Raw genomic sequence first — 12441 nt, 5'->3', positions numbered from 1 at the left:
AAGCCTATGCTTTTTTAAACCCACACAACATATCAAATATCACCCGCGCAAATTGTTGGTTTCTTGCGGGATCTGACAATAACTGCATCATTTGCTCTTGGTATAAATCATTACTTACCAAAGTGGCATAGTTCATCATTTGTAAGCATTTAAACTTACAATTATCAAAGATAAGAACACTTTCTCTACCACGCCCGTATATTTAAAGAGAACTTTGGATTCAAATTTAATTGGTCAACTAAAAGTTTAAAATTTAGGCATGAGTTAAGGGCGATATTATGCTGTAATTTGCCAGTTTTCCATTGGCTATATATGCAAGTAATGGGTTCATGAAGAATTGATTTGTAATTGGGTAGCGACATATTTATCCATTGTCCGGCTTTTTAATTAAAAACTAAACAGCTAATCCATTGTTTTACTATTAATTATATTAGCTGACAAAGATACACTTACAAAAATAAAAAATCAGTACCTAGTTTTAAAAATACTTTGATAAGTTTCCTATTCGCTAAAGACTACTAAGATCTAGAAATACGTAATCTACCTATCTTCAGTTATTAATTTAATTATCTAATTACCTAAGTTTAAACCGTCAAAAATTATCTATAAGAGAAACTCATTAAAAGGCGAGTAATTTTATAAGTACTACAGTGCATAGCTAAGTTATATTAAGCTTAGTTTAATATTTTATAATAACTTTAAATCACATTTAAAAGTTTTAATTATTTATCTAAACACCAGCCCAAATCACACCCATAAAAAAACCGCCAATCTGATTGCTCAAATTGGCGGTTTTTTATGGTTTTTAAGTAACGAACTTAAATACCTGTATTGGTGGAGCTGGGGGGATTTGAACCCCCGTCCGAAAAGCCTCGACCGTCGGTACTACATGTTTAGTATTGTCATTTAATTAACCTTTAAATCCCGGACAAACACGGTAGATAAAGGCGAGGCCGCTTAGTTTTAACGCTTCAACCCCGGCCAGGGTTTCCGTCGCGATCAGGTGTTAGGGTGACACTCCAAAATCCAGTCCACAAGAATACATGGAAGGAGCGCTAGCCAGCCTAAGCTGCTAGAGAGTAGTTATCGTCGTTTGCGATTACTTTAAATTGCGGCTTTTTTACGAGGCAAACCGCACCTCGACATGCACCTCAGGCTTCTTGAATTCCGTCGAATCCTAATCAGCCCCTGAAATATGAATTTCTTTCAGTGAGGGCAGTATAACTGAGTAAACGACTGATACTCAAGGGGTGTGACACTTTTATTTTAGCTAACTGAATCAACTGAACAGTAAACAAGCACAAGTTTGTAAAAAAGCAAACAAATACTGAACATTTACTTAACATACCGGTCAAGTTGTGCTCAAATAAGGAGTTAAATTTTACACTAGCTATAAGGCTTTAGTAGTAAAAGTAATAATCATAATAACAGGCATATTACGTAGGGAATTTATAAATGTCGGTTTTTTTATTTAATGAACAAACGGGTGAGCTGGCGTTATCTGCACACCCTATTGATAATGGATTTCCGGTGACGAGTGCTCAACTTATTGAGCTACTTGAACAGTCGGATTATTGCGAGTTTGAAGTACTCTCTGGCAATATTGGTAAATTATTTTCACCGAGTAAAAATTATCAGCAAGAATCATTAGTAATTGCCAAAGCCACGGACGCGAGCATTGTTATTAACGTTGATGAAAAAAACATGGTTGCAGAGGCAACGCTTACCACGGCCAAAGGCGGCGCATTACTCTCTATGGAGGCAGCTCAAGCAGCTTTAGTTAAAGCCGGTGTAAAAAAAGGCATTAGTCCTCGTGCACTTGATACGTTTTTAGGTCAGCAGTTTTCTCACCCTGCAGGTACATCATACAGCGCTATTGTGGCTCATGGCCGAAACCCTAAAGAAGGCAGTGATGCGAGGTTTGTTCGCCTTTGCTCTACAGCGCAAGACCGCGTACTTAGCCCCCAAGCAAAAGAAGGTGGCAAGGTCGATATGAAAGACCTTGGCGCGATTATTACGGTAAAACCCGGCACCCCTTTAATGCAGCGAGTAGCTGCTACACCAGGTGAAGATGGCTATACGGTTTTTGGCGATATGATCAAGGCAACGCCTGGTAAAGAACATCAATTACAGCCCTTTGAAGGCACAAAAATAGATCCTAATAACCCAAACATGCTCATCGCTGATTGTAAAGGTGTGCCTGTGGCCTTACCTAGAGGCATGCGGGTTGACGATGTTTTGTGTTTTCATAATGTAGATGTAAGTACAGGTCATGTTGATTTTGATGGCAGTGTAATTATCTCTGGTGATGTAAAAGATGGTATGCGGGTTAAAGCCAATGGCGATATTACTGTATTAGGGTTTGTTGAATCAGGCACGATTGAAAGCCAAAGCGCGGTAACTATTATGCTCGGCGCTATTGGCCGTAAGCGTGAAAATGAAGAAGCATTTACGTGCGAAATTTCAGCCCAGCGTACTATTTCTATTGACTATGCCCAGTACTGTAATATTAAAAGTGCGCAAGATTTATTTATAGAACGCCAAGCATTACATTGTAATTTAAGTGCAAGGCGCTTAATACGTGTTGGTAAAGCAGGTAAGCCTCGCGGCAAAATAATTGGGGGCAATATTCTTGATGCTATGCGTATAGAAACAGGTGAGCTAGGTGCGCCGGCAGGGACTAAGACCCGTGTGTTTTTAGCTCAAAACTGGCATGAACTGCGCTCAAAGCAGTCTCAAATAATTGATTTTGAAAAAGTGTTGGCAAGTAAAACATCTGCACTTAAACAAGCTAAAGAAAAAGCGATAAAAATTCCAGTTGCTGCTCAACGCCAACAGCTACTAGATAAAATTGCCGCTAATGAGCAGCATATAAAAACCCGCGCTATGCACGTACAACGTCAAAAAAGATTGGTGAAGCAAAAAATTTCTCAGCTATTGGCAACTAGCCGACTTAAAATTAACGAAATAATGCACCCAGGTGTGGAGCTTAAAATAGCAAAAGACACAAAACAGTTTTCGCGTATTTACCCACCCCACTTAGTAAAACTTTCTGAGGGAAAAATCACTCAGTCGTTTTAGTATCCTCTTCGGTGTTTTCAGTTTCTTGGGCGTCACTTTCAGGTAGTGGCGCTAACGGCCAGCCCCCTAGTTCTTGCCAACGGTTTACTATTAAACAATATAGTTCTGCTGTGCGTTCTGTATCGTAAAGTGCCGAGTGTGCTTGGCTGTTATCAAACTCAATCCCCGCGGCTCTACATGCTTTAGCCAGTACCGTTTGGCCTAACGCTAACCCTGCAAGCGAGGTTGTGTCGAAACTCACAAATGGATGAAATGGCGTACGCTTAATATTGTTACGCTCAATGGCTGCATTTAAAAAGCCATGATCAAAGGCGGCATTATGTGCCACTACAACTGAGCGTTGACACCCAGCAGCTTTTTGCGCTTTACGTACTGCTTTACAAATTTCTTTAATTGCTTCGTCTTCTGGTACAGCGCCGCGCAACGGGCTAAACGGGTCTATGCCGTTAAATTCAATTGCGGCTTGTTCAATATTAGCGCCTTCAAAAGGCTCTACATGAAAATGAACGGTATGATCTATGCTGAGTAACCCTTCGTCATCCATTTTTAAAATTGATACGGCAATTTCAAGTAAGGCGTCGGTTTCTTTATTAAAGCCGGCGGTTTCTACATCAATAACAACAGGAAAAAAGCCGCGAAAGCGTTGTGCGAAAAGTGTTTGCTCAGTATTTGCCATAGTCTTCTTGGTTTATGAGGATAAGCTCACTATTATGTCAAAATTGGGGGCTACTCGGCTAGGGCTTTATAAATTATTTAATTAATATATTGTAGGCATGCTATTTGCTTTTAAATAACTGCTAATTGTATTGGCTGTTATTAATCCCCATCGTATTAAATTACGGATACTAGTAAAGCGCCTAGAAAATAGCGCAATAACAAGGCGAAAATTATTTATAGCTTTGTTTTACATCAGTAAGTTTAACGCAGTGAGTGGGCTATTTAATACGATACCAAGATTATGTTTTAATTAAGTTGGTATAGAGCCCTACTTTAGCCGTACGCCAAAATATTGGCTTAGTAGATTAACCGGAGCGTTTTATGAAGTGTAAGTTGTTTTTTATTAGCGTAAGCCTTGGCACCGCCTTGATGAGTTATTCATCGCAAGCGGCTATGCGCCAATACAGCGCAAATCAAGATAACTCCAATTGGGAAGTTATAAAAACAACACGCTTACAGTGCCAATTAAACCACGAAGTGCCCTACTACGGTGAGGCCATATTTAAGGCATCGGCTAGTAAAAACAAAAACCTAACTTTTAATCTAGATATGGTTGTGCGCCCCGACAATTACGATATAGCCGGTTTAAAGGCGGTGCCACCAGCATGGCGTTCAGGCCTGCCCGCGCGTGATATAACCACGATGAAGTTACTTAAAAAGTTTGATGGTGAGCTTGGTAATAAAACCGCATGGGAAATGCTAACTGAACTTGAAAAAGGGTTTCATCCTACCTTTTACTACCAAGACTGGCAAAATAGTGCCGACAAAATTGCCGTTGGTATTTCAAGCGTTAATTTTAAGCAAGCCTATTGGGCGTTTTTGCAGTGCCGCGATGAACTTTTACCATACAGCTTTGAAGATATTTCATTTACTGTAATGAACTACCAATCAAATAGCAGTAAGCTCACTAAAGAGTCGCAAAAGCGCTTAGATAAAATTGCTGAGTATTTAAAAAATGATACCAGTATTGAGTCTATAAGTATTGATTCGTATACCGATAGCTACGGTGGCCGTTGGAATAACTTAGATTTATCGCGTAAGCGTGCTAAAGCTATAAAAGATTATATGGTCAGCTTAGGTGTTGATGAGGGCAAAGTAGAAACCACAGGCCTAGGTGAAAAACGTTTTGTTGATACTAACGAAAATATTTTAGGGCGAAATAAAAACCGTCGTTTAATTATTCAAATAGCAAAAATGTAACCGCCCTAAACTGCTAACTACCGCTGCGCCGCTTTATGAGCTTATCGCCAAACTGAAAAAACGTTAGACTCAAAAATATAATTATAGCTCCTATAATAAGCTCCTGACTTAAAGGCTCGTTATTAAGTAATGCGCCTAGCGCTAATGCAAAACTTGGTGTAATTAAACTACTTAAGGCTACAGTACTGGCGTTTAACTTTTGTAATACATGAAAATACGCTAAAGCCCCTACAATCGAGCCAAAAATACCTAAATACGCAATACTCCATAACGAGCGAGCACTCCAATAATCCATACTTATTTGCCCATCTACCAGCCACCACAGCAGCCCAAATAAAGGAGTAACAAAAACCAGCGCTCCAAAAGTGGTTGCCATAGGGTGAATAGCAATTTTTACACGTTTGATCATCACCCCACTAAGACTAAATAAAGTAACCGCCAATAACACATACATCAGCCCTATGCCCTGAGTTTGTGAGGTTTGTAGCTGGTTATAACTTACAAAATAAAGGCCTATTAATGCACAGCTCAGCGCTATTAATTTAATAGGGCTAAATTTAGGCTCATTAAGTAACCTTTGTGCTAAAAAGCCAGAGAGAATAGGCGCAAGGCCAAACACTAATGAAATAATACCTGAAGGTACTGTGGTAGCAGCCATGTAACTTAATGACATACCGCCAAAAATACCCAAACTGGAGTATGCATATAACGTACACGCGTTTTTGCTCCAAGGTACACGAATATTGGCTATAGCAACAATTAACCCAGCAACAAATAAGCCTATAACCATGCGCATTAAAACGGCGAGCGTTGGTGCTACAGTTTCACTGCTCCATACAATACCTAAAGGCGTAGTACACCAAATAATGACAAGTAGTAAATAAGATAATTTAACTGGCACACGCCATTCCTTTGCACTGAGGAGGTAGAAACCCTATTAAAGTAAATTATACGCGCGAAAGTAATACGCAGTACATATATAAACGTCTAAATACAGCTGTAAATTCATAGTTACATTATTATTTACCGGCATTTATTACAAAACTATTTATGTTTTAAGTAACTAGTTATATCTTGAGTGCCTCTCACACATTTTAGGATAGTTAAGTGCTTAAAAATAAAACAATAGGCAGCATGTTAATTGTTGCAGGCACCACCATAGGCGCAGGTATGCTGGCATTGCCAATAGCCTCTGCAGGGCTTGGATTTAATACCGCGCTTGCACTGATAATAGCCAGCTGGTTACTGATGACCTACACCGCTTTATTAATGCTAGAGCTCCACCAATACGCCCCTAGAGATGCAACGTTAAACACCTTAGCAAAGCGCTGGTTAGGAAAACGCGGCCAGTACGTAGCTAACTTTTCGATGATATTTTTGTTTTACGCCCTGTGCGCAGCCTATATAGCCGGGGGTGGCGCGCAGTTGCAGTCGCGTATTAGTAGTGATTTGAGCATAAACATAGCGCCCCAAATTGCCTCTATTGTTTTGGCCATTGTAATAGGTAGCGTGGTTACTTTAGGCACCAGTAAAGTAGATAAACTTAACCGCGTGTTATTTACGATTAAAATTTTAGTACTAGGCAGCTTGTTTTATATGCTTACACCCTATGTACAAGGTAAGCACTTACTTGAAATGCCCGTTGAGCAAGGGCTGATTTTATCTGCCTTGCCCGTTATTTTTACCTCATTTGGTTTTCATGGCTCTATTCCGTCAATTGTTAAGTATGTGGGGCTAGAAACAAAAGTATTGCGTAAGGTAATGATTGCAGGGGCTGCTTTACCTTTAGTGATTTATATTTTTTGGCAACTGCTTAGCCAAGGGATTATGCAGCAAAGTGATTTACTCAATAGTAATGGCTTAACAGGCTTTGTAGAGAGTGTGGCAAATATTGCGCATAATCCGCAGGTAACAAGCGCCGTTACTCTGTTTGCCGACTTAGCATTGGCCACCTCTTTTTTAGGTGTTAGCTTAGGGTTATTTGATTTTTTTGCTGATGCATTTAATAAAGGCGACACCAAATCAGAAAGAATAAAAACCGCGCTAATTACTTTTATTCCCCCTTTAGGGTTTGCGTTATTTTACCCTCAGGGATTTATAATGGCGCTAGGCTATGCAGCCATCGCCCTTGTGGTATTAGCAATATTTTTACCGGTTTCTATGGTGTATAAGCAGCGTAAATCGGGCCCTCAAACGGGATACCAAGTGCGAAGTGGTAATATGGGTTTAGCGGTGGCAGGGCTGTGCGGCGTTGTAATTATTGTCGCCCAATTTATGCAAATGTTGGGATTAGTACCCGCTATTGGTTAATAACAAAACTAACCCCTTTAGCTTAAAGGGGTTAGTTAAAAATGTTAAAATACCCGAGACTCACCACGGCCTGTAGCCTGAGAAGCTGCTTGTAACTCACCGTCTTTATTTACAATAACCTGCAAATCGCCAAAACGGCGCTCATCCAGTGTGTAGCCCATTTTTATAAGTTCAGCTTGAGTGTTTTCACTGAGCCCTGCGTGTGTTCTGATCACGTTTTTAGGCCATAACTGATGATGAAACCGCGTGCTATTAACAATATCGTTGGCGCCCATGTTAAATTCAACCGCATTTAAAATAGATTGATACACCGAGCTAATAATTGTTGTGCCCCCAGGCGAGCCTGTGACCATTTTAACGCTGTTGTTTTTGAGCAGTATGGTTGGCGACATTGAGCTAAGCATACGCTTTTGTGACTGAATTTCATTGGCTTTACCGCCGAGCGCACCAAAGGCGTTCATTACCCCAGGTTTAGCGCTAAAGTCGTCCATTTCGTCATTTAATATAAAGCCTGCACCTTCAACCACAACGCCACTACCAAAGCTTAAATTAATCGTTGTGGTATTGGCCACTGCATTACCCATTTTATCAATAATAGAAAAATGCGTGGTTTGCTCACTTTCTTTGAGGCCCGGTTTAATGTTTTCGGTGGTTGAAATAGCTGTCAAAGAAATATCTTTACTGCGCGCTTTTAGGTAATCAATATGAGTAAGCTCAGTCACTGGTACATCAAAAAAGTCCGGATCGCCCAAGTACTCAGCTCTATCGGCAAACACACGTTTACCTATTTCAGCAAGTAAATGCACGTATTGAGTAGAGTTATGTACCAGCCCCATTTCGCTTTTTCTAAGCTCAAACATTTTTAGCCACTGCAAAATAGCTATTCCGCCAGAGCTTGGCGGTGGAGAGGTTAATACTTCATAACCGTTCCAGTTAGCTTTAATCGGCGTGCGCGACACAGCCGTGTAATTAGCCAAATCAGTTTCGTTAATAATGCCGCCGTGCTGGTGCATAAAGTTGGCAATAATGCGGGCTGTTTCGCCTTTATAAAAACCGTCTTGACCGTTATCTCTTATGCGTTTTAAAGTAGCGGCTAGCTCAGGCTGTTTAAAAATCTGATTTGCTTTTATATCTGCAAAATAGTGTTTAAAATTTACATTTATATTTTGTTTGTCTAAATGAGCAATGTATTGTGCGACCCCTTGAGCCAATTTGGGCGGCACTTTAAAGCCTTGCTCTGCTAAGGTAACCGCAGGCTGTACTAATGTTTGCCATTTTAAGGTGCCGTGTTTTTGATGCGCCAGCCACATACCGGCTACGCTCCCTGGTACACCACTTGCTTGAATACCATAAATTGACTTGTTTTTAATTACATCGCCCTTGGCATCTAAATACATATCTCTGTGCGCTGCTTGGGGAGCGGTTTCGCGATAGTCTATAAAGTCGCCTTTTCCCTCTTTTTGTATAAGCATAAAGCCTCCCCCGCCAATATTTCCGGCTTCGGGAAGCGTTACCGCTAATACAAATTGCGCAGCAATAGCCGCATCAACGGCATTTCCACCTTGCTCTAAAATAGCTTGTGCTGTATCTGCACTAAACGAGTCAGGCATTGCGACAGCGCTTTTAGTAACTTGCTCCGCCTGCACGCTAAATATACAAAATTGTGCAATCAACACACTCTTAACAATGAGCCGGCTTGGTCGAAAAAATAACCCCATAAAACATCCTTACTTTATTATTTGAATCTCGCTTGGCTCATTTATGCATACCACAGAACGTTAGGTCAATGTTTATACAAGTGATTTTTTTGTATGCTATAACGCCTTTGCGTATAAAACGGCATCCAAATCGCCTTGTTCATCAGTGTGTATATAGTTTTTAACCCAGGTAAATCCCAGCTTTTGCATGACGCTAATTGAAGCTTTATTATCGGCCAGTGCCATTGCCGATAGTGTTTTTATCTCTGGCTGTATTTTTAAGGCGTTACATAATGCACTAGCCGCCTCCGTTGCATAACCCTGTCCCCAACTAGATTGCTTAAAGCGCCACCCTATTTCAATATTTGTAAAATCGGGAGTTTGAGTAAAAAAGTGCATAGGCCTAACAAGCACCCACCCTATAAAAGAGTCCTCTTTTTTAAGGGTGATTTTCCACAGCCCCCAGCCTTTGTTTGCATTTTTATAGGCAAGCATTCTGGGGATCCCTATTTCTTTAATTTGTTTTAATGTTGAAGGCGTTCCTCGGTTTATGTATTTCATTACCGCGGGGTCTTGATCTAGTTCATGCAGCAGCGGCCAATCGTGTTCATTCATTAATTTGAAATTTAAGCGTGTTGTTACAGGTGTGTTCATCTTCGCTGTTCTATTATTAAGTGGAATTAATTATTTGTCTCTAAGGAGAGATAGCACATGAACAAATTAGCAGGTTTAGCTTTATTAGGCACTTTAATTACACTAACGGGCTGTGAAGATGCTCAGGAAGTACAAGAAGATGCAAAAGATAAAAGCGCGCAAATGCAAGAGCAGCTTGGTGATACATGGAACGATGTAAAAGATAAAGCCACAGAGCTTAAAAATGATGAGTCATTAAATGAGCTGCTTGAACAAAGTAAAGCAATGGGCTTAGACATGTACGACGATGGCAAAGAGATTGCCGTTGATGCATGGATAAAAAGCAAAGAAGCAGCGGGTGAATTAACCGAAAAAACGAAGCAAAAAGCGCAAGAAATTGCCGAAGAAATTGAAGAAGCGCGTGAAGAACATGCTGAAAAACAGTAATATTATTGATACTAATTCATTTAATTAAGTAATTTTCTTTGGGGTAAAAACATTGTTTAGTAAGTAAAAAATTGCTATCTAGGTGTTCTTAACAAGCGTTTTAACGCACTTAGCGTGAGGCTTAGCCCCTTAAAATACTTAATTATTATTGCTGATTGGTATTAAATAGTATTTACAAAAAAAGGCTGCAAATAACATTATTTGCAGCCTTTTTATTTATGCGCTTATTACTATAATTAAATTGCTTCTTCGTCTTCTTCTGCGGTGCGTATACGTACTACACGCTCAACATCTGTGACAAATATTTTACCATCACCAATTTTGCCTGTTTGCGCTGTTTTTACTATTACTTCTATAGCGCGTTCAACATCTTCATCGGTTAGCACAATATCAAGTTTTACCTTAGGTAAAAAATCCACCATGTACTCAGCGCCACGGTAAAGTTCTGTGTGACCTTTTTGACGACCAAAACCTTTTACTTCACTTACAGTCATACCCGTAATACCTACATCTGATAGGGCTTCGCGTACGTCGTCTAACTTAAACGGTTTGATGATTGCTTCTATTTTTTTCATGCTCACTACTTATTAAAGCTTTAGTTGCCTCGATTTTAGACAATCATCGAGTTCATAGCAAACAAAGCAATTGAATTCGATGATAAAACAACCAAGCGTGGTATAATTATTTATAAGTCTGAATTATAAATCATTCTCAACTAGCTATAATAACAAATGTAGTAGGTATAAATAATATGAAAAAATTCCAAACTGGTTTAACTTTATTAGAGCTCATGGTGGCAGTAGCCATAGTCGGTATTATCGCCTCTATAGCTCTTTGGGACAGTAGCGATATGCTTGAGGAAAACCGCGCTGAGAATTTCTTGCTTGAACTAAAGCGTAATATTAGCTTTGCTCGCTCACAAGCCGCCAGCACAGATGAAATTGTTGTTGTGTGCCCTACTGGCCAAGGTAAAATTAAAAACAGCAAAGACACTTTCAACTGCAACAAAAAGTGGGACGAGAATAAAATTATTGTTGTATTTATCGATGTAGATAACGATGGGCACTATAATGGCGCTTCCGATACACTGCTTAGAGTCATGGAAGAAATATCAGATAACGACAAGTTAACCTTTACAGGAAATGAGCGTCGCTTGCGTTTTAATACTAGTGGACGAATTACCACAAACCCAGGTGACTTTATTTTTTGCCCCAATGGTGGCACTGAAAATAATAAAGCGCTTACTTTATTGCTATCAGGTACTGCTTTTTATGCCGGTGACAGCGCACTTAAATGCGGTTAAAAAACATACAATTTAAGTTGTCATATTTTTATCATTTACTACACTGAGCTAATACATTTTTTGACTCAGGGCTTCAGGGATGAGGTTATCTACCCAAACTCAGGCTGGCTATACGCTTTTAGAATTAATGGCATCTATTGCTATTGTGAGCATTGTTAGCCAAATTTCTCTATCGGTTTTTCCTGACTTTTTAGCGAAAAACCGAGCCGACAATCATGTTAGTTTGCTGCACAGAAATATTAATTATGGCCGCCTTTACGCCATTGAAAATGGCACTTATGTTACTTTGTGTGCTTTAAAAGATAATCAATGCACTAAAGATGAGTGGGATGGGCAAATGTCGCTGTTTATTGATAACGACAAGTCTACGTCATTAGACACCGACGACTTATTAATAAGCACATTTGAAAAAATCCATGATGCAGATTCTATGCAATACCCCCGAAGTGCAATTACCTTTCGGCCCGATGGCTCTTTAAATGGTTTTCAAAATGGAACATTTATATATTGCCCAAATAAAGATAAAGCCAACCTTGAGGGGCTGGCTTTATCTGTCAGTCAAACAGGCCGTATACGAATTAAATCAACCGACAAATGTCAGAGCGACTAGTTAACCCGATTAAGTTAACGTCCCCAGCAATACTCAACATCTGAATTACCTTTACTGCCTTTTGCGCCTTTATAGCCTGTGTCAGTAATTGTAATTTGCGTGCAGTCACCGTCGCCTTTTACAGCACCCGCAATAGGTTTTGCAGTAATTGTAAACGTATTATCGTTATCATCCACATCAATCGACAGCTCAAAATAGCCGTTTTCTGTGGTCTCTTGTATACCTAAGTCTGAGAATGTCTCTGTGTACTCACGATTATCTACGAAGTACTGCTCTTGTTTGTTTGCAGCGTCTAAAAGCACAGCTGCGGCCTCGGCCCGAGAAGAGCGTTTAACATACTCAGTATAATTAGGCAGTGCTATTGAGGCTAAAATACCTACAATAGCTACGGCTATCATTAACTCTATCAACGTGAATCCGCGTGCTTGTTTATTCATTAATAT

The 12441-nt window shown here is 39.8% G+C and carries 13 protein-coding genes and 1 other RNA gene; 6 read left to right on the top strand and 8 right to left on the bottom strand.

What is annotated here, in order from left to right:
- Positions 1 to 4: 4 nt before the first annotated feature.
- Both MTF64_RS19890 and ssrA read right to left on the bottom strand, forming a co-directional pair.
- Positions 5 to 139: a hypothetical protein gene (locus MTF64_RS19890; protein WP_282446962.1), complete on the bottom strand. Its 135-nt coding sequence runs from the start codon at positions 137 to 139 to the stop codon at positions 5 to 7.
- Between the two features lie 693 nt (positions 140 to 832).
- Positions 833 to 1189, bottom strand: a transfer-messenger RNA (tmRNA) gene (gene ssrA, locus MTF64_RS03590).
- A gap of 266 nt (positions 1190 to 1455) precedes the next feature.
- Here ssrA and MTF64_RS03585 point away from each other — a divergent pair.
- Positions 1456 to 3081, top strand: a complete 1626-nt coding sequence (locus MTF64_RS03585) for a FapA family protein (RefSeq protein ID WP_248450603.1) — start codon at positions 1456 to 1458, stop codon at positions 3079 to 3081.
- On the opposite strand, the gene rnt is transcribed toward MTF64_RS03585, so the two are convergent.
- On the bottom strand, positions 3065 to 3757 hold the full coding sequence (gene rnt, locus MTF64_RS03580; protein ID WP_029774102.1) for a ribonuclease T: 693 nt from the start codon (positions 3755 to 3757) through the stop codon (positions 3065 to 3067). The genes MTF64_RS03585 and rnt overlap by 17 nt on opposite strands.
- A gap of 362 nt (positions 3758 to 4119) precedes the next feature.
- Here rnt and MTF64_RS03575 point away from each other — a divergent pair, with 362 nt between their 5' ends.
- Positions 4120 to 4998, top strand: coding sequence for an OmpA family protein (locus MTF64_RS03575; RefSeq protein WP_054983043.1), 879 nt, complete (start codon positions 4120 to 4122; stop codon positions 4996 to 4998).
- Between the two features lie 13 nt (positions 4999 to 5011).
- On the opposite strand, the gene MTF64_RS03570 is transcribed toward MTF64_RS03575, so the two are convergent.
- On the bottom strand, positions 5012 to 5899 hold the full coding sequence (locus MTF64_RS03570; RefSeq protein ID WP_248450601.1) for a DMT family transporter: 888 nt from the start codon (positions 5897 to 5899) through the stop codon (positions 5012 to 5014).
- 206 nt (positions 5900 to 6105) lie between these two features.
- Here MTF64_RS03570 and MTF64_RS03565 point away from each other — a divergent pair, with 206 nt between their 5' ends.
- Positions 6106 to 7308: an aromatic amino acid transport family protein gene (locus MTF64_RS03565; protein WP_096041392.1), complete on the top strand. Its 1203-nt coding sequence runs from the start codon at positions 6106 to 6108 to the stop codon at positions 7306 to 7308.
- 44 nt (positions 7309 to 7352) lie between these two features.
- Here the strand turns inward: MTF64_RS03565 and ggt are convergent, their stop codons facing one another.
- Entirely contained in the window at positions 7353 to 9026 is a 1674-nt protein-coding gene (gene ggt / locus MTF64_RS03560; RefSeq protein ID WP_248450599.1) for a gamma-glutamyltransferase, read from the bottom strand.
- Positions 9027 to 9122: 96 nt separating this feature from the next.
- A complete protein-coding gene (locus tag MTF64_RS03555; protein ID WP_096041391.1) occupies positions 9123 to 9659 on the bottom strand; it encodes a GNAT family N-acetyltransferase in 537 nt (178 codons plus the stop codon).
- Between the two features lie 57 nt (positions 9660 to 9716).
- Between MTF64_RS03555 and MTF64_RS03550 the strand changes: the two genes are divergently transcribed.
- On the top strand, positions 9717 to 10085 hold the full coding sequence (locus MTF64_RS03550; protein WP_024032265.1) for a hypothetical protein: 369 nt from the start codon (positions 9717 to 9719) through the stop codon (positions 10083 to 10085).
- 236 nt (positions 10086 to 10321) lie between these two features.
- Here the strand turns inward: MTF64_RS03550 and MTF64_RS03545 are convergent, their stop codons facing one another.
- On the bottom strand, positions 10322 to 10660 hold the full coding sequence (locus MTF64_RS03545; RefSeq protein ID WP_004588371.1) for a P-II family nitrogen regulator: 339 nt from the start codon (positions 10658 to 10660) through the stop codon (positions 10322 to 10324).
- 176 nt (positions 10661 to 10836) lie between these two features.
- Between MTF64_RS03545 and MTF64_RS03540 the strand changes: the two genes are divergently transcribed.
- Together MTF64_RS03540 and MTF64_RS03535 are read left to right on the top strand one after the other, a co-directional pair.
- On the top strand, positions 10837 to 11388 hold the full coding sequence (locus MTF64_RS03540; RefSeq protein ID WP_248450598.1) for a GspH/FimT family pseudopilin: 552 nt from the start codon (positions 10837 to 10839) through the stop codon (positions 11386 to 11388).
- 79 nt (positions 11389 to 11467) lie between these two features.
- Positions 11468 to 11998 (top strand): GspH/FimT family pseudopilin, encoded by a 531-nt coding sequence (locus tag MTF64_RS03535; RefSeq protein WP_096041389.1) that lies wholly within the window; start codon positions 11468 to 11470, stop codon positions 11996 to 11998.
- Between the two features lie 14 nt (positions 11999 to 12012).
- On the opposite strand, the gene MTF64_RS03530 is transcribed toward MTF64_RS03535, so the two are convergent.
- The gene (locus MTF64_RS03530) at positions 12013 to 12435 is read right to left on the bottom strand and encodes a type IV pilin protein (protein ID WP_248450596.1); all 423 of its coding nucleotides are present in this window, start codon (positions 12433 to 12435) and stop codon (positions 12013 to 12015) included.
- Between the last annotated feature and the right edge of the window lie 6 nt (positions 12436 to 12441).

This window comes from Pseudoalteromonas sp. 2CM41L, from assembly GCF_023161905.1.
Classification (GTDB): domain Bacteria; phylum Pseudomonadota; class Gammaproteobacteria; order Enterobacterales; family Alteromonadaceae; genus Pseudoalteromonas; species Pseudoalteromonas atlantica.
This window is presented reverse-complemented; position numbering and strand designations above follow the sequence as displayed.